Raw genomic sequence first — 25,432 nt, 5'->3', positions numbered from 1 at the left:
ACAAATATTTTGATTGGCTGCACATGCAAAGAGGCCGTCTGAAAGCTTTCAGACGGCCTCTTTGCATGCTTATCCCCGCTTATGGCTCGCGGCTGTTTTCTTCTTCCTGCTGGCGCTGCTCTTCATATTGCGCCTGCTGCGCCAGCACCGAGCCTTCGGGCGCTTCTGAGGTTTCGCCCTGCTCCCACGGAGCGCTTTCGGGCAGGGCTTCGATGTGGATGGTTTTGAGCGAATAATCGGGCTGATAGTGCAAATCGTATTTCGCGGCTTTGATGGTGGAGAGCATAATCAGGCTCATAATCAGCAAGAGTGGCGCGCCGGCGAAAATCGAGGCCGTCTGAAGGGTGGAGAGGCCGCCGATAAACATCAGCGCGGCGGGCATCAGGCAAAGGGTGAATGCCCAGAATAGGCGGTTCCAGCGGTGCGGCTCGTCGTCCACTTCGTGCTGCACCACCGAGGCGAGAATATAGGAGATGCTGTCGAAAGTGGTGGCGGTAAAAATCACAGCAAGCAAGGTAAACACGGCAATCACGAGCTTGGCCATCGGCAGGGTGCCCAGTATGGCGAATATGGTGGCGGTGGGGCTTTGTGTGTTTAAGATATTCACCACATCAAGCGCGCCGCTGAGTTGCAGATAAAGGCCGTAGTTGCCCAGCACAATGAAAAACGCGGCACAGCCGAGCGAGCCGAAAAAGATGGCACCCACGGCCATTTGGCGGATGGTGCGGCCTTTGGAGATTTTGGCGATAAATAAGCCGATGGTGGGCGCAAACACGAGCCACCACGCCCAGTAAAACACGGTCCAGTCTTGCGGGAAATGCGTGCGCTTGAAGCCGTGTTGCTCGAATTGGCCGAAGGCTTCCGTCCAAGTCATCATGCGCACCATTTCGGTCACGGAGCGGCCGATGCTCTCGAGGCCGGTGTTGAGAATAAACACGGTGGGGCCGGCCAGCAGCACGAAAATCAAAAAAGCCATGGCCAGATAAAAATTGATGTTGGATAAAAATTGAATGCCGTTTTTCAAGCCTTGATAGGCGCTGTAGGCAAAAATCATGGTGGTGAGCAGCAACACGCCCAGCTGCATGGAAAGGCTGTTGGGCGTGCCCAATAATTCATATAAGCCCTCGGTGATCATCGGCGAAGCCAAGCCCAGCGTGGTGGCGCCGCCGCCTATCATGCCGAACACGAAAAACACATCCACAAGCTTGCCCCAATTGCTGCGGGTGAATTTTTCACCGAAAAGCGGCATCAGGCTTTGGCTCACTTTGAGCACGGGCGAATTGCGCACATGGGCGAAATAGGCAATCGACACCGCCGGCACCAAATAAATCGCCCAGGCCACCGGCCCCCAGTGAAACAGGCCGTAAGTGGAGGCCCAGCGCACCGCATCGGGCGAGCCTGCCGCAATGCCGAAAGGCGGCCCCTGATAATAATAAGCCCATTCCAACACGCCCCAATAAAGAATGCTCGCGCCGATGCCGCCGCAAAACATCATCGCCGCCCACGAGCCGGTTTTGAATTCCACCTCGTCGGCCGGCTTGCCCAGCTTGATGTTGCCGATATCGGAAGCCGCGATATACACCACAAACACCACCGCCAACACGCCGAAAGCCAGATAAGCGCCGCCGAAAGTGTTGGTCACAAAAGCCTTGGTGTGCGCCACCCAATCGGCGCCCTGCTCGGGAAAAAGCACCAGCGGCAGGGTAACGCCGAGCAAAATCAGCAACACGCCGAAAAAAGTGAATTTGTCGATGCGCGTGTCGGGCGTGGCCGAGGCGCGCGGCTGGAAATTTTTATCCGCATCAAACATGCCCAAATGGCGGTAAGAAGCGGCTCGAGTGGCCGGCTTGTATTGCAAAGCGGTCTTTTTGGGATTTTGGGGCTGATGAACAGACAATGTTGGCTCCTTAGTTGGTTATTCGTGAGTGTCATGTCGGTTTTCAAATGCAAAACAAAAAATAGAGAATAATGAATCACATATCAAATAAATGAAAACGGCTCATTATAACATATTAACAATACATTGATTTATAAACAGATTTCCAAAGAGGCCGTCTGAAAGCCTAGGCGCGCCCCACGCAAATCGCTATAATGAACGAAATTCATAATCACACACAAATCATTCATGGAATCCATCATCGAATTGCGCCACCTCAAAACCCTGCTGGCGCTGGAAGAAACCGGCACCGTGTCGCAGGCCGCCAAGCGCGTGTTTCTCACCCAATCGGCTTTGTCGCACCAAATCCGCGCGCTCGAAAATTATTACGAAACGCCGCTTTTCGAGCGCAAATCCAGCCCGCTGCGTTTCACCCCCGCCGGCGAGCGCCTGCTGCAACTGGCGCGCGACCTGATGCCGCAAGTGGTGGCCGCCGAGCGCGACATGGCGCAGATTATCGAGGGCGAAGCGGGCGAATTGCGGCTGGCCGTGGAATGCCACACCTGCTTCGATTGGCTGATGCCGGCCATGGGCGTGTTCCGCCCGCTGTGGCCGCAAGTGGAGCTCGATATCGTGTCGGGCTTTCAGGCCGACCCGGTGGGCTTGTTGCTCAGCCACCGCGCCGATTTGGCCATTGTGTCTGAAGCCGTGCCGCAAACCGGTATCATTTATCAGCCGCTGTTTGCTTATGAAATGGTGGGCATTTGCGCCAAAGACCACCCCTTGGCCGGCAAAGCCGTGTGGCAGGCCGAAGATTTTACCGATGAAACCCTGATTACCTATCCCGTGCCCGACGATATGCTCGATTTGCTGCGCAAAGTGCTGCTGCCGGCGGGCATCAACCCGCCGCGCCGCCACAGCGAGCTCACCATCGCCATCATCCAGCTTGTGGCCAGCCGCCGCGGCATTGCCGCACTGCCTTATTGGACGGTGATGCCTTATCTCGAAAAAGATTATGTGATTTCCCGCCCCATCACCTCAAACGGCCTGCAAAGCGAGCTCTACGCCGCCATGCGCGCCGAAGATGCCGGCAAAAGCTATCTCGACAACTTCTGCCAAATCGTGCGCGAGCGCGGCTTTGCCGATTTGCCGGGCTTGAGCGTGCTGAATATGCAGCCGGATAAAAAAGCCTGAGTCGGATAAATAACCAACAGGCCGTCTGAAAACGTTCAGACGGCCTGAGCTTTTTGCAACATGCTGCTATAAGTTATACCATTTCCTGATTACGATGTTTTAAAAAAGCGTAATCGTTCACACGATTACGCTTTTGCAGCCACATAAGCCGCCCATCAATCCAACAACGCATCCACAAACGCGCGTGCGTCAAACGGGCGCAAGTCGTCGATTTTTTCGCCCACGCCGATATAGCGCACGGGAATCGGGCGGCTGGAAGCGAGCGCGGCGAGTACGCCGCCTTTGGCGGTGCCGTCGAGCTTGGTGACAATCAGGCCGGTGAGGCCGAGTGCGTCATCGAAGGCCACCACTTGGTTGACGGCGTTTTGGCCGATATTGGCATCGAGCACCACAATGATTTCATGCGGCGCGTCGGGCAGTGATTTTTGCAGCACGCGCTTCACTTTTTTGATTTCTTCCATCAGGTGAAGCTGCGTGGGCAGGCGGCCGGCGGTGTCGGCCAGCACAATATCGATGCCGCGCGCTTTGGCCGCTTCCACCGCATCGAAGCACACGGCGGCCGAATCGCCCGAGGCTTGCGAAATCACGGTCACGTTGTTGCGCGCACCCCATTCCTGCAATTGCTCGCGCGCAGCGGCGCGGAAGGTGTCGCCCGCGGCCAGCAGCACCGACTTGCCTTGGCTTTGGAAATATTTGGCCAATTTGCCGATAGAGGTGGTTTTGCCCGCGCCGTTGATGCCGGCGAGCATAATCACAAACGGCTCCTTGCGTGCGGGAATCTCCAGCGGCTGCTCCAAGGGCTTGATGAGCTCGTAAATGGCATCTTTGAGCGCGCCGCGCAATTCGTTGCCGTCTTTAAGGCCTTTGAGGCTCACGCGTTTGCGCACGTCTTTCATCAGATAATCGGTGGCTTCGATGCCCATATCGCTGGTGATCAGCACGGTTTCGAGCTCTTCATACAAATCTTCGTCGATTTGGCCGCCGCCAAACACGCCGGCCAGCGATTTGGCCATTTGGTCGCGCGATTTGGTGAGGCCTTGTTTGAGGCGCGCCGCCCAGCCGGGTTTGGCCGGCTCTTCGGCAGCGGCTTGCTCGGCTGCGGCCGCTGCGGCGGCAACCGGCACGGCGGCGGCCACGGTGGCGATGCTGTCGGCCTGTTTGAGCGCATCGGCTGCGGCATGGCCGCTCAATTCGGCAGGCGCGGCTTCGGGCGCGGGCTGCGGCACATGAATTCTGCCCACCGGCGCTTCGGGGTCGAACTGCTCGGGCAGCTTGTCGCTGCCCCCCACCACATCGGCCACCAATTGGCTCACAGGGTGGCCGGCGGCATCTTCGGCCACGGCTTCGCGGGCATGTTCGCTCAAAGGCTGCGGCTGCTCGAATTCGGCCACGGCCACGGAAATATGGCCGGGCTCGGTGTGTATGTCCACATACGGGGCAATGGCCGGCGTGGCTTCGGTTTCAGACGGCCTCTCGGTCGTTTCGGGGGCGGCTTCGGTCGCATCCGGCGCCAAGGTTTCGGCCGGATGGGATTCGGAGTGGGCGATGTCGTGGGCAAAGCGGCTCAACGGATGCGTGGCGGCATCGGCGGCCACGGTTTCGCGCGCGTGCTCGCTCAAAGGCTGCGGCTGCTCGAATTCGGCCACTGTCACGGGAATGTGGCCGGGCTCGGTGTGCGTGTGCTCGGGCGCTGTAATGGCAGGTGCGGATTCGGCCGTTTCAACCGGCTGGGCGTTTTGCTCGGGCGCGGTTTCGGGCGTTTCCGGTTTTTTCTTGCGTTTGAAAAAGCTGAACATGGTTTTCCTTCGGATTGGGCGGAAGAAGATAAAATAGGTTTGGCGGTATTGTAGCTTATTTTGGCCGGGCAAGGCCGCTTGAATCATGATGAAGCGTTTTCAGACGGCCTTGTTTATCAAGCGCATAAAAGCTACCATGTGCACGTTTATTGTGAAAGGATTCGGCCATGTGGAGCCGCATTTTATTGATTTTTTCCCTGGCCGCCGCGCTGCCCGCGTGGGCGCAAACGCTGGCTGAAACCCTGCCCAACGGCATGAAAGTGATTGTGAAAGAAGATGCGCGCGCGCCGGTGGCGGTGGCACAGCTTTGGTATCGGGTGGGCAGCGCCGATGAGGTGGCCGGCAAAACGGGCTTGAGCCACGCGCTCGAGCACATGATGTTTAAAGGCACGCCCTCGGTGCCTTCGGGCGAATTCAGCCGCCGCGTGTCGGCTTTGGGCGGGCAGAACAATGCCTACACCAACCGCCACGAAACCGTGTATTTCGAAACCGTGGCCGCGGCCAATTTGCCCGAAGTGTTGAAAATGGAGGCCGACCGCATGGCCAACCTCAATTTCAGCAATCAAGATTTTGCCAACGAAATGAGCGTAATCCGCGAAGAGCGCCGCCAGCGCACGGAAGACAGCCCCGGCGGCAAATTATGGGAGCAGCTTTATCTGAGCAGCTTTCAAACCGATGCCAACAGAGCGCCGATTATCGGCTATATGGCCGATTTGCACGCACTCAAAGCGGCGGATTTGCGCCGCTGGTATCGGCGCTGGTATGCGCCCAACAATGCCGTGCTCGTGATTGTGGGCGATGTGGATGCGGCGCAAACGCTGCGCACGGTGCAGCAATTATTCGGCCCGATTCAAGCGCGCGCGTTGCCTGAGCGCCAAAATCTGGCCGAGCCGCAAGTGCGCGCACCGGCACGCGCCGAAACCCGCGCCGTGACCCACCAGCCCCTGCTCGCGCTCGGCTATCGCGTGCCTACTTTGGAAAAGCTCGACGACACGCTGCCTTATGCGCTTGATGTGTTGGCCGATATTCTGAGCGGCAACAGCGCCAGCCGCCTCGATAAAAATTTGGTGCGCGGCAAAGAAGCGGCGCTGGATGTGGGCGCAAGCTATGATATGTTCAGCCGCGGCCCGGCTTTGTTTACGCTGGTGGCCATGCCTGCCGACCGCACCGATGTGGCTCAATTGCAAAAGCTGCTGGAAGCGGAAATTGCCGATATTGCCCGCCACGGCATCAGCAATGAAGAGCTTGCCCGCGTACACACGCGCATGGCCGCTTCGGAAATCTACGCCCGCGATTCGATGAGCGCGCAAGCCTCGCTGATGGGGCAGCTGCAAACGCGCGGCTTCAGCTATCGCGATGAGGCCGAATTGCGCCGCCGCCTGCAAAGCGTAGATGCCGCGCAAGTGCAGGCCGCCGCGCGCCTGCTCACACCCGAGCGCCAAACCGTGGTGGTGGTGCAGCCCGAATAAAGCAGGCCGTCTGAAAACGTTCAGACGGCCTCAAGCCATTTAAAAATCAATATGTTAAAAATTAATCTTGAAAGCATTTCTGCCATGCATCTTTCTCTTTCCCGCAGCCTTTTGGTGCTGGCCTGCGCCGCTCTGCCGTTCAGCGCCCACGCCGTCGATATCCAGCGCTGGCACACCGCCGAGGGCACGCAAGTGCTACTGGTGGCACGCCACGACAACCCGATTGTCGATGTGCAAATCAGCTTTAAAGGCGCGGGCGCGGCCTTTAACCCGCCGGGCAAAGGTGAAGTGGCCGACTTCACCGCCGCCATACTCACCGATGGCACGCGCACGCTGGATGAAGAAGCGTTTAACGCGCGCGCCAACGATTTGGCCGCCGACATCGGCAGCAGCAGCAGCGACGAGGGCGCCAGCATCCGCCTGCGCAGCCTGAGCCGCGCCGAGGTGTTGCAACCCGCGCTGAAATTGGTGAATCAGTCGCTCACCGAGCCGCGTTTTGATGCCGAAGTGTTCCGCCGCCGCCAAAACCAAAGCGTTACCGCCTTGCAGCAAAACGAAACAGACCCCGCTTTTGTGGCCGACCGCGCCGCCACGCTTTTAGATTACCCCGACCACCCCTACGGCAGCAGCGCCCGCACGAGCGAGCAGAGCCTGCGCGCGGTAACGCTGGCCGACATACGCGCCTTCCACCGCAGTCGCTACGGTAAAAACAATGCCATCGTGGCGGTGGTGGGCGACATCGACCGTCGCCAAACCGAAGCCTTGGTTCAAACCGTGCTCGCCGGCCTGCCGGCAAAAAGCAGCCGCAGCGCCGCCGTGCCGCCTGTGCCCGAGCGCAACGCCCAACGGCGTGATATTCCTTTTGCCGCCGAGCAGGCGCAAATCGTGATGAGCATGCCGCTTATCCGCCGTGACGACCCCGATTATTATGCGCTGGTGGTGGGCAACTACATTCTCGGCAGCGGCGGCTTCGACGGCCGCCTGATGAAAACCCTGCGCGATCAATACGGCTACACCTACGGCGCCTACAGCAACCTCGCGCCCGCCACCGAAGCCGGCGCCTTCAGCATTGCCTTCAGCACTCAAAAAACCAACGCCGCCCCGGCATTGGCCGCCGCGCAAAAAGTGCTGGCCGACTTTGTGGCCGAAGGCCCCACCGAAGCCGAATTGCAGCAAGCCAAAAGCAATTTGGTCGGCGCCTTTCCCCTGCGCTTCGACACCAACGCCAAATTGCTGCAATACCTGAGCCTGATCGGCTTTTACAACCTGCCCGACGATTATCTCGAAGCCTATCCCAAAGCCGTGGCCGCCATAAGCAGCGCCCAAATCAAAGCCGCTTGGCAGCGGCGCGTGCAGCCGCAAAACATGAATATCGTGGTGGTGGGCGCGGATGCGCCGAAAAATACCGCTGCCCAGTCTAAAAAATAAGTTTCTTTGAGAATGGGTATTTGCGTTACAAGCATAACAAACAGGCCGTCTGAAAGCTTTTCAGACGGCCTCGTTTGTTATGCTTGAAATGTATTAAAAGCGATAGCCCACGGTGGCCATAAAGGCATTATTGGTGGCTTTGTCGCCGCTTTTTTTATAGCGCACCTGCTCCCATTCGCCGCCCACTTCCACATTGGGGGTGACGGCATATTTGGCGCCGAGGCCGTAGCCCAGGCCGTTCATGCCTTGCGCATCGCCACGGGGGTTTTCAAAGCGGCCGTAGTGGTAGCCGACTTTGCCGTAGAGCATGGCATCGCTGGTCACGCGGTAGCCTTGGATATACGAAGCGGATAAATCGTATTTCTGCTTGGCATTGCCATCGGCATTGCTGCCCAAGGTGCGGCTCAAGGGCTTATAGGCCACTTCACCACCGCCAATCCAATTGCTGCCGTAATCCACATTATAGCTGCCGCGAATGGCGATATCGGCTTTGCTTTTTTTGTCGAGATTGCTGTTTTTGATGTCGGTTTTGCTCACGCCTGCGCCCAATTCAACGGCGGGGCCGGTAAACGTGGTGCTCATCGGCGCGGCCACGGCGCCGGCGGTGGCACCCAAGGCCAAAACGGTTAATAACGCTTTTTTCATGATAGGGCTCCTGTTGGAATAAAAAGGGGTGGCAGCCGGCAAGGCCGCCGTGCGCTGCACAGTATCGTGGCGGATAGACTGCCGCACAAGTGCCGAGTTGCCGGTATTACCTGATTTGGCGCGGGCTTTACGTTTGTAATTTACGTGATTATTGTGATTATGATTGCTTTGAAATTATTTCAGACGGCCTCTGTTTGCATCTGGCTCAAACGCAACGCCTTGGCCGCACAATAAAAACCGCCGTCCGGCAAACGGGCGGCGGTACGGTGAAACGTTCAGACGGCCTCAACACAGGTTATGCCATTCAAAAAGTCGGCTTACAAGGCGGCGGGCCAACGCAGTAAGGTTGCTTTCGGGGACGGGTATTATGCGTCCACTTCATCGGCCAAGCGGTTTAGCACTTGCTTTTGCGCCTCGCTCAAATAATGCTGGCCGAGCAGAAACGAAGCGTTGGTCCAGCCGAAGCCACCGGCAGGCACATATTCGAATGCCGCGCCCACATTGCCATATTCCGCGTCCACTTTGTGCGAGGCTTTTTGCACATTGAATTTTTCGGTAATCAGGCCGTTGTATTCCACCGTGGCGCGCACCAGCATTTTCAGCCAAGCAAATGCGGCTTCGGCGGCTTCATCGGCAAAGCCGTAGCGTTGCAGACCTTCCCAAATCAGGATTTGGTGCGGCGCCCAGCCGTATGGGCCGTCCCATTGGCGCTCGGGGCCGGGCGCATCGCTGCACACTTGTGCCGACATGATGCCGCCCACCTGCAAAAGCTGCGGCAATTGCGTGCGCACCAATTTTTCGGCCTGTGCCGGCGTGCAGCAGCCTGCCCACAAAGGCAAGAGATTGGTGGCCGATAAAAAGGGTTGCGGCGTGCCTTTGACGGTGTTGAAATCGTAAAACGTGCCCTCGGCTTCGTGCCACAAATAGTCATTCATCAGCGCTTGGCGCTTGGCCGCCTGCGCGCGCCAATAGTCGGCGCTGTAGCTTTTGCCCTGATAATCGAAGCGGCCGCCGAAATATTGGTCGGTGAGCGCGGCCAGGTCGGTTTCCACGCGGTAAAGAATGCTGTTTACATCTACACAGGCCAAATCGGCGCACACATCGTCAAAGCGGGTGGTGGTGTCGTGGCCGCTTTCGCGCATACTGCGGTCGTGCACGAAATAGCGGTCGAGCGCCGGCTCGATGATTTTGCCTTCGTCGTAAAGGCGCTCGAATTCGCGCACAGGCAGGCCATGCTTGTCGGCATATTTTTGCAGCTCGAAATCGAAATGGCCGGGCTCGGTTTCTTTCGGGCGGCCGTGTCCTTCGCCGAAATAGCGGTTCAGCCCGATTTCGGTGAGGCGGGTGGCCGGGTTCATCCACACGTTTTCATATTCGGCAATCGCAATGCCCATATGCTCAGCCAGCCATTCGGGCGACACGCGTTCGCCGCAAGCGGCCATAAAGGCGGCCAGATAAGGCGTGTAGAAAGGCGGCTGCGAGCGGGTGAGGTAATAGCTGCGGTTGGCGTTGAGCATTTTGCCGTAATACTTGATTTGATAAGCCATGTTTTCCAACATGCCTTGCGCCAATTCGTATTCGCCGTGCTCAAGCAAGCCCAGCGCGATGAAATAGCTGTCCCAGCCATACATTTCGTTGAAGCGCCCGCCCGGCACCACATAAGGGCGCGGTTTGCCGCTTTGGGCATCGTATTTCAAGGCCAACAGGCCGGGCTTGTATTCGATGCTTTTCAGGTATTCATCGGATAAAGGCGGCGCGGGCAGCGGGATGATTTCGATATTCGGGTGCGCCGCGCAGATGCGGCGGTAATATTCGAGGCCGTCTGAATCGGCTTCGGGCACATATAAATAGCCTCTGTCGCTGGCGCGTTTTTCGTCAAACAACACCGCCAGCACATTATCCGCATCCATGCGGCGGGTGAGCGTGCGCCAATAATGGGTGCGCATCAGGTAATCGATGCGCTCAAGCGGCGGCAGGGTGATTTTTTCAGGGTCGATTTCACCCTCGCCCAGCCAGATTTCCTGCAATAAATTGGCCAGGTGATAAGTGCCGCGCGCCTCCAGCGCATCGCCGTTTGCAGCGCGCACGGTGAAATGCTTGGGTCCTTTATCTTCCACGGTGATGGTTTTGCTGCCGGTGGTGTCTTCCTGCGCGAGCAGGGCGGCTAATACTTCAGGCTTGTTGATGTGCATTTTCGTAGTCCTTAATGAATTTGTTGAGCAGCCACAGGGCAATAATCAAAAGGCTGATGGGGATAATCATAAAATAAAATGCTTTCGCGCCGCCCACATGCTCAAACAGCATGCCGATGATGCGCGAGCCGAGCGTGCCGCCCAGCGCCGAGAAAATCACAATCAGGCCGGTCATGGCGCTGTGCATTTTTTGCGGCAAGGCCGAGAGCGTGGCCGAAGCAATCAGCGGATACACCGGCGCGATAAAGAGGCCGATTAAGGGAAACACGAAACCGATCATCGGAATATCGCCAAAGCTGTGCACCGGCGCGGCCTGGTAATCGAGTGCGCGCGGCAGCACAAACGCCACAATGCCCATCGCCAGCAGCAAGCAAACCGTGAGCAATTTAGTCCAGTGAAATTTTTTCACCAACTGGCCGGCCAAAAAGCGCCCCGCCGCCAGCGACAAAGCCAAAATGCTGGCCATCTGCACACTCAAAGTGTCGGAAAGCGCGAGCACATGGTGGTTAAACGTGGGCAGCCACGTCATGATGCCTTGCTCCACCATCACAAACAAAAACGCACTCAACACAAAGAAAATCACCAAAGGCAGCGCAATCAGCTTGATCATGCCCATAAAATCTTCGGCGACGCTGCCCTCGCTTTTGGGCACATCCACATCCATTTTGGAAAACAGCAGCAGCAAAAAAGCCAGCGCCACCAGCCCCGCCAGCAAAAGGTAAACGCGCAGCCACGCATCCGGGTTGGCCGCATCGAAAAAGGCCGGGAAAATAAAATAAGCCGAAGCAATACCGATCATGAAAAAGCCCTCGATGGAGCTCATCATGGTGTTGTGCTCTTCCTTGCTGCGGGTGAAAAGGCCGATCATCGAATACACCGACACTTTGATTAAGGCAAACGACACGCCGATGGTGGCAAACAACACCTTGGCGCTGCCGAAGCTATTACCCGTATACATATACAGACAAGCGCCAAACACCAGCGCCAGCCCCAGCAACATGCTGTTTTTATAGCCGAACTTCGGCAAAAACGAAGCCACAAAAAAAGAAACGAAAGCGATGGGCAAATCTTTAAACGCTTCCAGAATGCTGGCCTCGGTTTCGGTAACACCGTAATTGGCCAGCGATTGCTTGATAACGATGCCCACGCTGTTGAGCAATATCGCAAACACAAAATAATTGATAAACAGCGCGGCTTTGATGCCGGTATTTTTGTTCATGGTGAAGGCTCTCTGTTGAGGAATAAATATAAGACGTTTTGTTTTATATGGCTTTTGCCTATCGCGGCAGTCTAACAAATATCCGTCATAAAACCTACGGGCACGCGCAGCTTTCCCGACCTAAATCAAATTCCGGCCGCCCAACGCTTTCAGACGGCCTCTATCTTGTCCAATCCATTTCAAAGAAAGCCGCAAAGGCCGTCTGAAAAACGCTATAATCCACGCCATTGATTTTCATGATTAAAGAACACACCACCATGACACGCAAAATCCTCGTCACCTCCGCGCTGCCCTATGCCAACGGCAGCATCCATCTGGGCCACATGGTCGAACACATCCAAACCGACATCTGGGTGCGCTTTCAAAAAATGCGCGGCCACGAGTGCTATTATTGCTGCGCCGACGACACCCACGGCACGCCCGTGATGCTGGCCGCGCAAAAACAAGGTCTCTCGCCGGAAGACATGATAGCCCAAGTGCGCGAAGCGCATTTGGCCGACTTCACCGGCTTTCACATCGGCTACGACAATTATTACAGCACCCATTCGCCGGAAAACAAAGCCTATTCCGAAAAAATCTACCGCGCCCTCAAAGCCGGCGGCAAAATCGAAGCGCGCACCATCGAGCAGCTTTTCGACCCCGAAAAAAACATGTTTCTGCCCGACCGCTTCGTGAAAGGCGAATGCCCGAAATGCCACGCCAAAGACCAATACGGCGACAACTGCGAAGTGTGCGGCACCACCTATTCGCCCACCGATTTAATCAAGCCCTATTCGGCCATTTCCGGCGCCACACCGGTGCTCAAAGAGAGCGAACATTTCTTCTTCAAGCTTGGCGATTGCATCGATTACCTGCAAGAATGGACGGCCGGCAGCACCACCCTGGCCGATGGCCGCGTGCAGCCGCATTTGCAGCCCGAAGCGCTCAACAAAATGAAAGAATGGCTTGTGCCCGATGAAAACGGCGAAGGCGGCCTGAGCGATTGGGATATTTCGCGCGATGCGCCCTATTTCGGCTTTGAAATTCCCGATGCGCCGGGCAAATATTTTTATGTTTGGCTCGATGCGCCGGTGGGCTATATGGCCTCGTTTAAAAACCTGTGCGACCGTATCGGCATTGATTTTGATGAGTTTTTCAAAGCCGACAGCCAAACCGAGCTGTATCACTTTATTGGCAAAGATATTCTCTATTTCCACGCCCTTTTCTGGCCGGCCATGCTGAAATTTTCCGGCCACCGCGCCCCCACCGGCGTGTTTGCCCACGGCTTTCTCACCGTGGACGGCCAAAAAATGTCGAAATCGCGCGGCACGTTTATCACCGCCGGCTCTTATCTCGAGCAAAAGCTCAACCCCGAATGGATGCGCTACTACATCGCCGCCAAGCTCGGCAGCCGCATCGAAGACATTGATTTAAACCTGCAAGACTTCATCGCTCGCGTGAACAGCGATTTGGTCGGCAAATATGTGAACATCGCCGCGCGCGCATCGGGCTTTATCGCCAAGCGTTTTGAAGGCCGTCTGAAAGATGTTTCACACAGCGCCTTGCTGGCACAACTGGCGGCGCAGAGCGAAACCATCGCCGCCGATTACGAAAACCGCGAATACGCCCGCGCCCTGCGCGACATCATGGCCTTGGCCGATGCGGTGAACGAATATGTGGATGCCAACAAGCCGTGGGATTTGGCCAAACAAGAAGGGCAGGATGCGCGCCTACACGAAGTGTGCAGCGAATTGATTAATGCGTTTAAAACACTGAGCGTGTATCTCGCGCCGGTGCTGCCGCAAGTGGCCGAGCAAGCCGCCGGATTTTTGAATCTGCCGCAACTGACCTGGGCCGATGCCGAAAAACATCTTTCAGACGGCCACAGCATCAACAAATACCAACATTTAATGCAACGCGTGGAGCAACAACAAGTGGATAACTTAATCGAAGCCAACAAACAAAGCATCGCCGCCGCCGAAGCCGCGCCCGCCGCCGACACCTCGAAATTCGCACCCGTGGCCGAGCAGGCAAGCTTCGACGACTTTATGAAAATCGACATGCGCGCGGCCAAAGTGCTCAATTGCGAAGCGGTGGAAGGCAGCACCAAATTGCTCAAATTCGACCTCGATTTCGGCTTTGAACAGCGGGTGATTTTCTCCGGCATCGCCGCTTCCTATCCCAACCCCGCCGAGCTCAACGGCCGCATGGTGATTGCCGTGGCCAACTTCGCCCCACGCAAAATGGCCAAATTCGGCGTGAGCGAAGGCATGATTCTTTCCGCCGCCACGGCCGATGGCAAGCTGAAATTGCTGGATGTGGATGCCGGCGCCGCGCCGGGCGACAAAGTGGGCTGATGCGCAGCGATTGAATGCGCAGCCAAAGGCCGTCTGAAACGTTTTTCAAAGTTTTCAGACGGCCTTTCAAATATCTTTCGCAAAACCCTTATAATATATCTTGATTATTTTTATCCGACACAAAGGCCGTCTGAAATGCCGCAAAACCCCAACAACCTCTGCTGGCTCGATATGGAAATGACCGGGCTCGATCCCGAGCGCGAGCGCATTATCGAAGTGGCGATGATCATCACCGACCCTGATTTAAACGTGCTGGCGCAATCCGAAGTGTATGCCATCCACCAAAGCGATGAAGTGCTCGGCGCCATGGACGAATGGAACACCGCCACCCACGGCCGCACCGGCCTCACCGAGCGCGTGCGCGCATCCAAACACACCGAAGCCGAAGTGGAACAAAAGCTTTTGGCCTTTATGGCCGAATGGGTGCCCGAAAAAGCCACGCCCATGTGCGGCAACACCATTCACCAAGACCGCCGCTTTATGGTGCGCTACATGCCCGCGCTCGAAGCTTATTTCCATTATCGAAATCTTGATGTGTCCACCCTGAAAGAGCTGGCGCGCCGCTGGCATCCGGCCGTGGCCAAAGGCGTGGTCAAACGCGGCTCGCACCAGGCGCTGGACGACATTATGGAAAGCATCGAAGAGATGCGCTATTACCGCACTCATTTCATCAAGCTGCCCGAGGCCGTCTGAAACGCTGCAAGGGCGTTTTATGCCCATTCAAAAAATAAGATACAAACAGGCAGCCCGTAGGTCGGATTTCTTGAATCCGGCCTACGCAGATGGTGTTGTCGAACTGCTTTTATTTGGTAAGCTTATTTTTTGAATCAGATGGCGATAAAGCGGCACATGGCCGGCCGGCGGTTTTGGCGGCCGCCGGGAACCAATCTGCCGTGGCCGCGGCCAAATAAGACTATGCTGAATAGCTGATTGGTCGGTGCTGCATCAAATAATCGCGGATTTACACACAAATTTCATGCAGCCTGCCTATAATGAAAGCAACCGGCCGGCGCAAACACGCCGCCATTTAGCGCAATCCGATAACATGCCGTCTGAAACCACCCACCGATACTGCGATGAATATAAACGAAACCCCCATCTGGCAAGCCCTGCAACAACACCGGCAGCAAACCGCCGCTGTGCACATGCGCACACAGTTTGAACAAAATCCGCAGCGCTTTGCCGAAATGCACGAAACCCTCTACGGCCTCTTGCTCGATTACAGCAAAAACCGCATTGATGCCGCCGCGCTCGATTTGCTCTGCCAATTGGCCGACACCGCCCAAGTGGCCGAGCAGGCGCAGGCCATGCGCCGTGGCGAGCGCATCAACATCAGCGAAAACCGCGCCGTGCTGCACACCGCCCTGCGCCAAAGCGCCGATGCCGAGCCGGTGCTGGTAGACGGCGAAAACGTGTTGCCGCACATCCACCGTGAGCTCGACCGCACGCTCGCTTTTGCCGAAAAGCTGATCAACGGCAGCCACACCGGCGCCACCGGCGAGCGCATCACCGATTTGGTGCACATCGGCATCGGCGGCTCCGATTTGGGCCCGCAAATCGCCACCCAGGCGCTGCACGCCTACCGCAAACAAGTGCGCGTGCATTTCGTGGCCAATGCCGATGACGCCAATATCGCCAAAGTGCTCACCGGCCTGAAAGCCGAAACCACCGTGTTCAGCATTGCCAGCAAATCGTTCGGCACCCCCGAAACCCTGCTCAACGCCCATGCCGCGCGCGAATGGTTCCGCGATCAAGGCCTGCGCGAGGCCGACATCGCCCGCCATTTCGTGGCCATCACCAGCGAAGTGCAGGCTGCGCGCAATTTCGGCATTGCCGCCGACCATATTTTCGCCATGTTTGATTGGGTGGGCGGCCGCTATTCGGTGTGGTCGGCCATCGGCCTGCCGCTGATGGTGGCCATCGGCGAAAAGCATTTCCGCGAATTTCTGCGCGGCGCCCGCGCCATGGACGAGCATTTCTTCACCACACCTTATCGGCGCAATATTCCCGTGCTTTTGGCCTTGATCGGCATTTGGTACAACAACTTTTATCAGGCGCCGGGCTACGCCGTGGTGCCCTACAGCCACAACCTGCGCCGCCTGCCCGCCTATCTGCAACAGCTCGATATGGAGAGCAACGGCAAGCATTGCGGCATCGATGGCGGCTCCGTGGCGCTCGACACCGGCCCGATTGTGTTCGGCGAAGAAGGCGTCAACTGCCAACACGCTTTTTTCCAGCTGCTGCACCAAGGCACGCGGCTGATTCCGAGCGACTTTATCGTGCCGATGCGCACCGCCTATAAGGTCGGCCGCCAACACCGTTTTGTAGTGGCCAATGCCTTTGCCCAGGCCGAAGCCTTTATGCGCGGCAAAACGCTGGCCGAAGCCCGCGCCGAGCTGGCCGATTTGCCCGAAGCCGCGCGCGATGCGCTGGCGCCGCAAAAAGTGTTTCCCGGCAACCAGCCCAGCAACAGCATTTTGATCGACGAGCTCACCCCGTTCAACTTGGGCATGCTCTTAGCGATGTATGAGCACAAAATATTCGTGCAAGGCACGATATGGGGCATCAACCCGTTTGACCAATGGGGTGTGGAATACGGCAAAGTGCTGGCCAAAGCCATCGAGCCCGAGCTCAACCGCGACCAAACCCTGCACCACGACAGCTCCACCAACGGCCTCATCGATTTCTACCGCGCCTGCCAACAGCGCTAAAGCACCTCAAGCCGCACAAAGGCCGTCTGAAAGAAATTTTCAGACGGCCTTTGTGTCTTGCACATACTTGCATTCAGCAGCGCAGAGCATTTTATATCAATCCAAAAAAATAACCTAACTTCGTTGTCTCGCCTTGCCGTACTATAGTGGAATGCATAAAAAAAGTGACACAACGGGTAGGTTGGGTTGAAAACCCAACAAGCCCACAGGCCGTCTGAAACGTTGGGTTTGGCAACCCAACCTACCTGTTATAGCCTGTAGGTCGGATTCTCGAATCCGACACTTGTTCGCAGAACAAGGCACGCACATCGCTTTGGCCGATGGCCAAACGTCGGATTCAAGAATCCGACCTACGCGGATGGTGCTGCCGAACTGCTTTTATTTTGTAAGGTTATTTTTTTGAATGGGTATTAAACAACGCTCACCATTGAAAGCGCCCGCGCTTGATTTTCAGGCCGCCTTGCTGCAATTGCGCGCCTAGGCCGTGGTTGCGCAAGGCGTGGGTGAGCGCCACGGCCAGGCCGTCGGCGGCGTCGGCCTGCGGCGTGCCGGAGAGCGCGAGCATGTGCACCACCATATGCTGCACCTGCTCTTTGGCCGCTTTGCCGCGCCCGACCACAGCCTGCTTCACTTGCAGCGCGGTGTATTCGTGCACCGGCAATTGATGCATCACCAGCGCCGCCATGGCCGCGCCGCGCGCCTGCCCCAGCATCAGCGTGGCCGCCGGGTTGACATTCACAAACACTTGCTCTATGGCGGCTTGCTGCGGCTGATAAGTGCGCACCACTTCATCAAGATGGCGCACAATCACTTCGATGCGCTCGGCCAAAGGCGCGGCAGGCGGGGTTTTGATGCAGCCGGAAGCCACATAAATCTGCTCGCGCCCGCACACATCGATCACGCCGAAGCCGGTAACGCGGCTGCCGGGGTCGATGCCGAGGATGCGGATGGTGTCGGAGTGGCTCATAAAATCAGGTGTTTGGGCAAAATGGGGAAAATCATCAAAGCGGCAACATATAGCGAAATGAATGAAAAACTTATACAAAAATAAGAAATTTAGCATCATGTGCAGGATGTGTGGCACAGCCACGCACGCGGTTTAAACGGCTTCTGCATATGGCTTGCTACATGCGTCTGTATAAGTTTTTCTTTCATTCCACTATAGGGCACCGTTGCCGCCATCATGGTATGGAAAAATATTTTGAGACCTTTGCAAAAGCCAATATAGTGGAATGCAGGAAAAAGTGACACAACGGGTAGGTTGGGTTGAAAACCCAACAAGCTCACAGGCCGTCTGAAACGTTGGGTTTAACAACCCAACCTACCTGTTATAGTGCCTATTGATTCGGCAATTAAATATTGAAATGTTTATGCAGCATACTTCACCTTCGGATCTCTAAAATACGCAGCCACCCGTTGAGGATGGTTCTCCAGCATCCGCATATGATTCTCCGTTGCCTGCTTCAGTTTCGCTTTTGTACGATGCTGAACACGCGAGCCCAGTGCTTGTTTCAAATCCGCATTCAACCGTTCATCAGGGTTCAGCTCCGGGCTGTAACTGGGTAAATAAAACACTTCGATCTTCTCTTTATGCTTTTCCAACCAGGCTTTGACCGGCTTGCTGTGGTGAACCCGCAGGTTATCCAGTATCAGGAAGATTTTCTTACCGGCATCTTTGATTAATGCTTCCAGAAACTCAATCAGCTTGTCGCTGTTGAATGCATCTTCCACAATCATCCAGCGTGCCTTGCCCTGGTTGGTCACCGTTGAAATCATCGAAAGTTTATGCCGTGTCCCGCCTACGGTATAGGCTACCGGCGTTTGTCCTTTGGGCTGATAACCCCGCCCGCGTACATCGGTATTGACTACCGCTGTTTCATCACCCCAATGGATTTCCGCTTTTTCGGCTTTTGCCCGTTTGGCGATATCGGGATAGGTTTCCTCCAGCCATTGCTTCACTGCTTCGGGACGTTGCTCGTAGGCGCGCCGGATGGGTTTTTGCGGCGTAAACCCCCAGCGCTTGAGGTATTCGCCTACCGTACGTACCGGCAATTCGATAGCCAGCTCTTGCTTGATCAAGGCCATAACCGCCGCCCGAGTCCATAAGGCGAAGTCCATTTTCATCTGCTCGGGGCGCTTTTCACAGATAAGGCGCTGTATGTGGGCTTCCTGCTCTTCACTCAGTTGGCGGCAACTTCCTGATGGGCGTCCGCGCTTTTTGGGTGCCAATGCTTTGATGCCGTCTGCTTCGGCGATTTTGATGGCTGAGCGCGCGGTGACATGACCCATGCCGAGCATTTCGGCGATTTGCTCGGGTGTTTTGCCCTGTTTGTGCAGTCTGACTGCTTGCTTGCGCCGTTCGAATTGGGCTTCGGCTGCAAGTTTTCTTCCGTCTTCTTTTTCCATTGGGGAGAAATGGGGATTAATGTTGAAATTTCAATATTTAATTGCCGAATCTATAGTTTTGTATCACTTTTTCCTGCATTCCACTATATCTGTCGCACCCGCGCAGGCGGGTGCCTAGGGTCTGTTCACATTTCATCCGTGCGTAAGATTTTGAGCGCAAAAGCGCGTTTGCAAGGCGAAAAGCGCAGCAAGGTTGAATATCTGGCGAGCATTTTCAACGCAGCAGGCGCATTTTTGAGCCAGTATTGCCGCGTGATGAAATGTAAACAAACCCTAGGGTCTGTTCACAATTCTGAAAAATAAATTCTCTATAGAATCAAATGTTTATTGTTTTCGCTTTGATAATGCCTGCCTGCCCGACAACTGAAGCTGTGTTTCAGGCTGGGCGCCTGCCTGCGCAGGCGCAACAAAAAGGGTGTTTTGCGCAGGGCTCATTTTGTTTCAGACGGCCTGAAATTTAGGCAAAAGCAGAGGCTTTTTTAAAATGCCGCTCAGCCTTCAAAAATCTTTCCGGTCCGTCATTGCGGCTCAGGCCGTCTGAAAGATATAGAAGCCGCATCTTTCAGACGGCCTTTATTTATCAGGCATTCAGCAAATCTTCATCCAGCGTTAAATCTTCGTTTTTATTCACCGCCACTTTGCGCTTCAAAATGTTTTCGGCGATTTGCTGCGCTTCGCCGAGCGAATGCATTTGATAAGTGCCGCATTGATATTCGTTGAGCTCGGGAATCTGGCTTTGGTTTTGCACATCGAGCACATCCTGCATGGCGGCGAGCCAGGCATCGGCCACTTGCTGCTCATCGGGTGTGCCGATCAGGCTCATGTAAAAGCCGGTGCGGCAGCCCATCGGCGAAATATCGATGATTTCCACATAATCGCCGTTGAGGTGGTCGCGCATAAAGCCGGCAAAAAGGTGTTCTAAGGTGTGAATGCCTTTTTCGGGCAGAATTTCGTGATTGGGCACGCAAAAGCGCAAATCGTAAACGGTGATTTCATCGCCTTTGGGCGTGGTCATGGTTTTGGCCACGCGCACGGCGGGGGCGTGCATACGGGTGTGGTCTACTTTGAAGCTGTCCAATAAGGGCATGGCGGTTCCTGTGCATGTGTGTTGCAAACGGCCTTTATCATAACATTTTTTGCATGATAAAAGGCCGTCTGAACGCATGGTGTTCAGACGGCCTTTTGCCGGATTCAGTATCAGCGGCTCTCGGTGCGGCGCAGCGGGCGGTAGGCTTCATCGGCTTGAGCCTGTGCGGCGGCGGGCATCACCCATTGGGTGCGGTCGTCATTTTTTGCGGCGCGTTTGATGTTGTCGTGTTGCACCGTTTGCAAGCCGGCAATTTCGCCGTGGTCTTGTGCGTGCCATTGCGGCTGGTGGCTGCCTTTGGCGGCGGCCAAACCGGCAGACAAAGCAATGATGGCGGCGAAAGTGGTGATTGCGGTGTTTTTCATGAGGGTTTCCTTTTTCAATGATTTCAGTTGGTTTTGGGTATCAGGCATTGTTTGCCAATCGATGTGCGTATTGTATGGATTTTATTTTGATTGATAAATATGAATTTTATTGAACAACTATTTCCTAATAGGAAAATATAAAACATCAATATGGCCGTCTGAACGCATTGCTTCCAGACGGCCTTCAGCTTGATTCAAGCGATGGGTATCAACGACTTTCGGTGCGGCGCAGCGGAACGTAAGTGTTGTCGCTTTCGGTTTGTGTTTGGGCTGCGGGCGCGACCAATTTCACGCTGTCGTCGCTTTTTTCGGCACGCTCGGCATTATCTTTCGGCACAGCCTGCAAGCCGGGGATTTCGCCGTGGTCTTGCGTGTGCCAGCTCGGTTCATGGGCACCTTTAGCGGCCACAAGGCCGGCAGACAAAGCCGCAACGGCGGCAAAAGTGGTGATTACGGTTTTTTTCATGATGATTTCCTTTTCCAAATAATTTCAGCCTGATTGCGAAATCAATCCATTGTTTGCCAATGGATATGCATAGTGTATGAACTCCATTTGCGCAGATAAATGCACCTGATTTTAAAGGTGTGAAATTTTTCTTTAAGAGAAGCCATCAAAGGTAAAACAGGCCGTCTGAATAAATTTAGAAAGAACTTAATTGCCTAATAAAGCTCTAATTTAAGGCTATGCCAGATAATATAGCTGAAAATAAAGGATAAAATGCCACAGCGCTTCCGCGCCTTTTAGCACTTTATCCTTTATTTCATTATCACTATTCATGTTCGGCCTTCACCGCCATCATGCATTCAGACGGCCTCAAACCTCTGCAAAATACTGTTTATGCCATTTATGCCATTTATGCCATGCTGCCGACAATATTCAACCGCCGGTGAGCGCCATCACGCGGATGATTTTGTGCGGGTTTTCTACAAATTCGTGCTTTTCCGGCTTCATCATCATGGCGCCGCGAATCGCCGCTTCCAGCTCGGCATCGCTGCAGCCGTCGCGCAGCAAATCGCGCAGCGGCACTTTGTCTTCCTGCCCCAAGCACAAGTGAATATTGCCGGTGGCCGACAAGCGCACGCGGTTGCAGCTGGCGCAAAAATGCTGGCTCATCGGCGTGATCAGGCCGAGGGTGAAATCGCCGCTACCGCTTTGCCAATAGCGCGCGGGGCCGCCGCCGATTTTGCCTTCATAAGGTGTGAGGCCGAATTTCTGCTGCAAATCGGCGAGCACGGGTTGCAGGCTCACTTTGGCATGCGCCTGGCCGGTGGCGCCCATCGGCATGGCTTCGATCAAATTCAGGATAAAACCGTTTTCGATGCAGAAAGCCACCATGTCGTCCAAATCAATATCGTTGATGCCAGAGAGCGGCACCATATTGATTTTGATGCGCTCAAAGCCGGCGGCCTTGGCGGTTTTGATGCCTTCGAGCACTTGCGGCAGGCAATCGGTGCCGGTGATGTCTTTCACGCAATCGCCGCGCAGCGAATCGAGGCTGATATTGAGCCGGCGCACACCGGCGGCGCGCAATTGGTGTGCCTGCTTGCCCAATTGGGTGCCGTTGGTGGTGAGCGAAATATCTTCCACACCCGGTTGGCGGTTGATTTCGGCCGCCAAATCGGCCAAACCTTTACGCAGCAGCGGCTCGCCGCCGGTGAGCCGGAAGCGCTTGGTGCCCAGCCGCGCAAAAGCCGAAGCCACCCGCGCCAGCTCTTCGATGCTGAGCCATTCTTTGGGCACGGAAAAGCCTTTGAAGCCTTTGGGCAGGCAATAGGTGCAGCGCAAATCGCAACGGTCGGTCACGGAAATGCGCAGATAATCTACGGTGCGGCCAAATGCGTCGGTTAACATGGCAGTGCTCGCTTTAACGTGGTGTGGTGTAGGATATTATTTTTCAACGATTTTATTGTATGCCGCAGCGTGTTTTTTGTAGATGCTGCATTGTGCTTAGCGGCTAGTTATTTCGGCGGATAGGCCGGCTGCTTGAAATGATTATAAACGATAATGCCGCATAAAAAATCAAGAGGCCGTCTGAAAGCTTTCAGACGGCCTCTCTGATGATATTGAATCTTACTGCATTTCCGAGCGCTTGAAATGGCGCGGCCGAAAGCCCAGCGCCACCAGCGAGCCGAAATAAAGCACCACGCCCAGCGCCACCAGCGCCATCAGTTGTGCCGCCTTATGCAGGCCGTGCGCGCCCACCCATTGCAGCGGCAGATAAGCCTGTGCCGCCCACAAGCCGCCGCCCATCACCAAAAGCGCCAGCACAAGCTTGGCGATAAAGGTTTTCCAGCCTGCGCCCGGCTGATAAAGCCCTTTTGCCCGCAGCAGCACATAAAGCAGGCCCGCATTCAGGCACGCGCCCAAGCCGATGGCCAGCGCCAGCCCCACATGCTGCAAGGGGCCGACAAACACCAAGTTCATCAACTGCGTGCACACCAGCGTGAAAATGGCCACTTTCACCGGCGTTTTGATGTTTTGGCGCGCATAAAAGCCCGGTGCCAGCACCTTGATCATAATGAGGCCGATCAAGCCGAACGAATAAGCAATCAGCGCGTTTTGCGTCATCACGGCATCATTGAGGGTGAATTCTTTATACATAAACAAAGTGGCCACCAGCGGAAACGAGAGCACCGCCAGCCCCACCGCCGCCGGCATCGCCAACAGCATACACAGGCGCAAGCCCCAATCCAGCAGGGCAGAAAATTCCTGCGTGTTGTTGCCGGCCACATGCTTCGACAGCGTGGGCAGCAGAATCGTGCCCAAGGCCACGCCGAGCACGCCGGTGGGCAATTCCATCAAGCGGTCGGCATAATACATCCACGACACGCTGCCCGATTGCAGAAATGATGCAAAAATCGTGTTGATCACCAGCGAAATCTGCGCCACGCTCACGCCCAAAATCGCCGGCGCCATCTGCTTCATCACCCGATTCACCGCCGCATCTTTGATATTGAGCTTCGGCCATTTCAAAAAACCGAGCTTGGCCAGCCACGGCAGCTGAAAGCCCAATTGCAGCAAGCCGCCCACAAACACCGCCCACGCCAGCGCCATCACCGGCGGCTCGAAATAAGGCGCCAGCCACAGCGCAAACACGATAAACGAAATATTCAAAAACGTGGGCGTGAAAGCCGGAATGCTGAATTTGTGGTAAGTGTTCAGAATCGAGCCCACAAACGATGAAAGCGAAATCAGCAAAATATAAGGAAAAGTCACCCGCAGCAAATCCACCGACAGCGCGAATTTATCCGCATCTTTGGCAAAGCCCGGCGCCGACACATAAATCACCCACGGCGCGGCCAAAATGCCGATGGCGGTGACAATCACCAAAATAAACGACAGCAAACCGGCCACATGCTGCACAAAAGCGCGCGTGGCTTCTTCCGATTTCGTTTGCTTGTATTCCGCCAAAATCGGCACAAAAGCCTGCGCAAACGCCCCCTCGGCAAACACCCGCCGCAACAGATTGGGCAGCTTGAAGGCCACAAAAAAAGCATCCGTGGCCATGCCCGCGCCGAATGCGCGCGCAATAATCGTGTCGCGCACAAAGCCGAGTATGCGCGACACCATGGTTAAGCTGCCGACTTTGGCCAGCGCGCCGAGTAGGTTCATAGCTGTTTTCTTTTTAAAAGCGGTAACTATTCAAGCAGGCCGTCTGAAAGCTTTCAGACGGCCTTTGGTCTTATTAAAACTTAAAACGTAAACCCCGTTTCCAATTCATCATCGCCCACCAAATCCACCAGCAGCGCATAAAGCGGTGCCAAATCGTTGTAGCGGCGGGCGGCGCGGCGCAGGTAGTTGAGAAAGCGCGGAATTTCGGGGCGGTATTTGTCTTTGCCGTCGCGGTAGTAGAGCCGTGCGAAAATGCCGGCTACTTTCAAGTGGCGCTGCACGCCCATCCATTCAAACTCACGGTAGAATGCATCGAAATCGGCGCTCACGGGCAGGCCGGCGGCGCGGGCTTTTTCCCAATAGCGTATCACCAAATCGAGCACGAATTCTTCTTCCCACTCGATAAAGGCATCGCGCAAGAGCGACACCAAGTCATACGAAATCGGGCCGTAGAGCGCATCTTGAAAATCGAGCACGCCGGGGCGGCCTTGCGTGAGCATCAGGTTGCGCACGATAAAATCGCGGTGCACATACACTTGCGGCTGCGCGAGCAAGGGCGGCAAGAGCGTGTCTACCGTTTGCTGCCACCATTGGCGCTGCTTGAAATTGAGCGTTTTACCCAGCTCCTTGGCCACAAACCAATCGGGGAACAGGTTGATTTCGCGCAGCATCACTTCGCGGCTATATTCGGGCAATTCGCCGGCGCGGCTGGCTTTTTGCAGCACCACCAATTCGTCAATCGCTTCGAGCAGCAGGGCTTTGTGCGCGATTTCGCGCTCATCGTGCTCTATGGCGGCCAGAAACGTGGTGTTGCCCAAATCGGAAAGCGCCATAAAGCCCAATGCTTCATCGGCCGCCAGAACTTGCGGCACGTTTACCATGTCGAAAAGCTTTTGCACCTTCAAATAAGGTGCAATGCTCATTTTATCGGGCGGCGCATCCATGCAGATAATGCTCTGGCCGTCTGAAAACGTGGCGCGGAAATAGCGGCGGAAATCGGCATCGGCGGCGGCAAAGGTTAATTCTAAGCTTTGGTCGGGGAATATGCCTTGCAGCCATTTTTTTAATTCGGTTTGTCGTTGCATGGTGGTTTTC

Annotated in this window: 19 protein-coding genes; 6 read left to right on the top strand and 13 right to left on the bottom strand. The window is 55.5% G+C overall.

The genetic code is table 11. From position 1 onward, the window contains the following. Window positions 1-79 precede the first annotated feature (79 nt). Window positions 80-1,858, bottom strand: a complete 1,779-nt coding sequence (locus LVJ78_RS00870) for a BCCT family transporter (protein ID WP_243650344.1) — start codon at window positions 1,856-1,858, stop codon at window positions 80-82. A 267-nt stretch (window positions 1,859-2,125) separates the two neighbouring features. Between LVJ78_RS00870 and LVJ78_RS00865 the strand changes: the two genes are divergently transcribed. Next, window positions 2,126-3,070 (top strand): LysR family transcriptional regulator, encoded by a 945-nt coding sequence (locus tag LVJ78_RS00865; RefSeq protein ID WP_132953866.1) that lies wholly within the window; start codon window positions 2,126-2,128, stop codon window positions 3,068-3,070. A gap of 155 nt (window positions 3,071-3,225) precedes the next feature. Here the strand turns inward: LVJ78_RS00865 and ftsY are convergent, their stop codons facing one another. Continuing rightward, on the bottom strand, window positions 3,226-4,866 hold the full coding sequence (ftsY, locus tag LVJ78_RS00860) for a signal recognition particle-docking protein FtsY (protein WP_132953867.1): 1,641 nt from the start codon (window positions 4,864-4,866) through the stop codon (window positions 3,226-3,228). A 167-nt stretch (window positions 4,867-5,033) separates the two neighbouring features. On the opposite strand from ftsY, the gene LVJ78_RS00855 reads away from it, so the two are divergent. Next, window positions 5,034-6,335, top strand: coding sequence for a M16 family metallopeptidase (locus tag LVJ78_RS00855; protein ID WP_132953868.1), 1,302 nt, complete (start codon window positions 5,034-5,036; stop codon window positions 6,333-6,335). 84 nt (window positions 6,336-6,419) lie between these two features. Then, on the top strand, window positions 6,420-7,763 hold the full coding sequence (locus LVJ78_RS00850) for a M16 family metallopeptidase (RefSeq protein ID WP_132953869.1): 1,344 nt from the start codon (window positions 6,420-6,422) through the stop codon (window positions 7,761-7,763). Between the two features lie 93 nt (window positions 7,764-7,856). On the opposite strand, the gene LVJ78_RS00845 is transcribed toward LVJ78_RS00850, so the two are convergent. The 3 genes from LVJ78_RS00845 to LVJ78_RS00835 all read right to left on the bottom strand — a co-directional run bounded on the left by LVJ78_RS00845 (window position 7,857) and on the right by LVJ78_RS00835 (window position 11,819). Next, a complete protein-coding gene (locus LVJ78_RS00845; RefSeq protein WP_132953870.1) occupies window positions 7,857-8,408 on the bottom strand; it encodes a porin family protein in 552 nt (183 codons plus the stop codon). 365 nt (window positions 8,409-8,773) lie between these two features. Then, the gene (locus LVJ78_RS00840) at window positions 8,774-10,600 is read right to left on the bottom strand and encodes a trehalase family glycosidase (protein WP_132953871.1); all 1,827 of its coding nucleotides are present in this window, start codon (window positions 10,598-10,600) and stop codon (window positions 8,774-8,776) included. Then, window positions 10,581-11,819, bottom strand: a complete 1,239-nt coding sequence (locus LVJ78_RS00835; protein WP_132953872.1) for an MFS transporter — start codon at window positions 11,817-11,819, stop codon at window positions 10,581-10,583. Before LVJ78_RS00835 ends, LVJ78_RS00840 begins: the two co-directional genes overlap by 20 nt. 257 nt (window positions 11,820-12,076) lie before the next feature. On the opposite strand from LVJ78_RS00835, the gene metG reads away from it, so the two are divergent. The 3 genes from metG (at window position 12,077) to pgi (ending at window position 16,866) form a co-directional block, all read left to right on the top strand. Continuing rightward, window positions 12,077-14,155, top strand: coding sequence for a methionine--tRNA ligase (gene metG / locus LVJ78_RS00830; RefSeq protein WP_132953879.1), 2,079 nt, complete (start codon window positions 12,077-12,079; stop codon window positions 14,153-14,155). A 135-nt stretch (window positions 14,156-14,290) separates the two neighbouring features. Then, on the top strand, window positions 14,291-14,848 hold the full coding sequence (orn, locus tag LVJ78_RS00825) for an oligoribonuclease (protein ID WP_132953873.1): 558 nt from the start codon (window positions 14,291-14,293) through the stop codon (window positions 14,846-14,848). Window positions 14,849-15,231: 383 nt separating this feature from the next. Continuing rightward, the gene (pgi, locus tag LVJ78_RS00820; RefSeq protein ID WP_132953874.1) at window positions 15,232-16,866 is read left to right on the top strand and encodes a glucose-6-phosphate isomerase; all 1,635 of its coding nucleotides are present in this window, start codon (window positions 15,232-15,234) and stop codon (window positions 16,864-16,866) included. Window positions 16,867-17,287: 421 nt separating this feature from the next. Here the strand turns inward: pgi and ruvC are convergent, their stop codons facing one another. From ruvC to amgK, 8 genes are all read right to left on the bottom strand, one after another. Further along, window positions 17,288-17,833, bottom strand: coding sequence for a crossover junction endodeoxyribonuclease RuvC (gene ruvC / locus LVJ78_RS00815; RefSeq protein WP_132953875.1), 546 nt, complete (start codon window positions 17,831-17,833; stop codon window positions 17,288-17,290). 401 nt (window positions 17,834-18,234) lie between these two features. Further along, entirely contained in the window at window positions 18,235-19,272 is a 1,038-nt protein-coding gene (locus LVJ78_RS00810) for an IS630 family transposase (RefSeq protein ID WP_132954952.1), read from the bottom strand. A 580-nt stretch (window positions 19,273-19,852) separates the two neighbouring features. Next, window positions 19,853-20,359 carry an S-ribosylhomocysteine lyase gene (gene luxS, locus LVJ78_RS00805; protein ID WP_132954846.1) on the bottom strand — a complete coding sequence of 169 codons (507 nt, stop codon included), beginning with the start codon at window positions 20,357-20,359 and terminating at the stop codon, window positions 19,853-19,855. A gap of 110 nt (window positions 20,360-20,469) precedes the next feature. Further along, window positions 20,470-20,724: a hypothetical protein gene (locus tag LVJ78_RS00800; protein WP_132954847.1), complete on the bottom strand. Its 255-nt coding sequence runs from the start codon at window positions 20,722-20,724 to the stop codon at window positions 20,470-20,472. 208 nt (window positions 20,725-20,932) lie between these two features. Continuing rightward, on the bottom strand, window positions 20,933-21,190 hold the full coding sequence (locus LVJ78_RS00795; RefSeq protein ID WP_132954848.1) for a hypothetical protein: 258 nt from the start codon (window positions 21,188-21,190) through the stop codon (window positions 20,933-20,935). Between the two features lie 411 nt (window positions 21,191-21,601). Beyond that, on the bottom strand, window positions 21,602-22,576 hold the full coding sequence (gene moaA / locus LVJ78_RS00790; protein WP_132954849.1) for a GTP 3',8-cyclase MoaA: 975 nt from the start codon (window positions 22,574-22,576) through the stop codon (window positions 21,602-21,604). A gap of 219 nt (window positions 22,577-22,795) precedes the next feature. Then, window positions 22,796-24,337, bottom strand: a complete 1,542-nt coding sequence (murJ, locus tag LVJ78_RS00785) for a murein biosynthesis integral membrane protein MurJ (protein WP_132954850.1) — start codon at window positions 24,335-24,337, stop codon at window positions 22,796-22,798. Window positions 24,338-24,417: 80 nt separating this feature from the next. Further along, entirely contained in the window at window positions 24,418-25,422 is a 1,005-nt protein-coding gene (gene amgK, locus LVJ78_RS00780; RefSeq protein WP_132954851.1) for an N-acetylmuramate/N-acetylglucosamine kinase AmgK, read from the bottom strand. Between the last annotated feature and the right edge of the window lie 10 nt (window positions 25,423-25,432).

This window comes from Uruburuella suis (assembly GCF_022870845.1).
Taxonomy (GTDB): Bacteria; Pseudomonadota; Gammaproteobacteria; order Burkholderiales; family Neisseriaceae; genus Neisseria; species Neisseria suis.
Note: the sequence above shows the minus strand (reverse complement) of the source record. Positions and strands in the feature narration are given on the sequence as shown.

What these genes read in the sequence shown, in the direction of transcription:
- LVJ78_RS00865 (WP_132953866.1), top strand. Translation starts at nt 2,126, where the DNA reads ATGGAATCCATCATCGAATTGCGCCACCTCAAAACCCTGCTGGCGCTG.
- ftsY (WP_132953867.1), bottom strand. Translation starts at nt 4,866, where the DNA reads ATGTTCAGCTTTTTCAAACGCAAGAAAAAACCGGAAACGCCCGAAACC.
- LVJ78_RS00855 (WP_132953868.1), top strand. Translation starts at nt 5,034, where the DNA reads ATGTGGAGCCGCATTTTATTGATTTTTTCCCTGGCCGCCGCGCTGCCC.
- LVJ78_RS00850 (WP_132953869.1), top strand. Translation starts at nt 6,420, where the DNA reads ATGCATCTTTCTCTTTCCCGCAGCCTTTTGGTGCTGGCCTGCGCCGCT.
- LVJ78_RS00845 (WP_132953870.1), bottom strand. Translation starts at nt 8,408, where the DNA reads ATGAAAAAAGCGTTATTAACCGTTTTGGCCTTGGGTGCCACCGCCGGC.
- LVJ78_RS00840 (WP_132953871.1), bottom strand. Translation starts at nt 10,600, where the DNA reads ATGCACATCAACAAGCCTGAAGTATTAGCCGCCCTGCTCGCGCAGGAA.
- LVJ78_RS00835 (WP_132953872.1), bottom strand. Translation starts at nt 11,819, where the DNA reads ATGAACAAAAATACCGGCATCAAAGCCGCGCTGTTTATCAATTATTTT.
- metG (WP_132953879.1), top strand. Translation starts at nt 12,077, where the DNA reads ATGACACGCAAAATCCTCGTCACCTCCGCGCTGCCCTATGCCAACGGC.
- orn (WP_132953873.1), top strand. Translation starts at nt 14,291, where the DNA reads ATGCCGCAAAACCCCAACAACCTCTGCTGGCTCGATATGGAAATGACC.
- pgi (WP_132953874.1), top strand. Translation starts at nt 15,232, where the DNA reads ATGAATATAAACGAAACCCCCATCTGGCAAGCCCTGCAACAACACCGG.
- ruvC (WP_132953875.1), bottom strand. Translation starts at nt 17,833, where the DNA reads ATGAGCCACTCCGACACCATCCGCATCCTCGGCATCGACCCCGGCAGC.
- LVJ78_RS00810 (WP_132954952.1), bottom strand. Translation starts at nt 19,272, where the DNA reads ATGGAAAAAGAAGACGGAAGAAAACTTGCAGCCGAAGCCCAATTCGAA.
- luxS (WP_132954846.1), bottom strand. Translation starts at nt 20,359, where the DNA reads ATGCCCTTATTGGACAGCTTCAAAGTAGACCACACCCGTATGCACGCC.
- LVJ78_RS00800 (WP_132954847.1), bottom strand. Translation starts at nt 20,724, where the DNA reads ATGAAAAACACCGCAATCACCACTTTCGCCGCCATCATTGCTTTGTCT.
- LVJ78_RS00795 (WP_132954848.1), bottom strand. Translation starts at nt 21,190, where the DNA reads ATGAAAAAAACCGTAATCACCACTTTTGCCGCCGTTGCGGCTTTGTCT.
- moaA (WP_132954849.1), bottom strand. Translation starts at nt 22,576, where the DNA reads ATGTTAACCGACGCATTTGGCCGCACCGTAGATTATCTGCGCATTTCC.
- murJ (WP_132954850.1), bottom strand. Translation starts at nt 24,337, where the DNA reads ATGAACCTACTCGGCGCGCTGGCCAAAGTCGGCAGCTTAACCATGGTG.
- amgK (WP_132954851.1), bottom strand. Translation starts at nt 25,422, where the DNA reads ATGCAACGACAAACCGAATTAAAAAAATGGCTGCAAGGCATATTCCCC.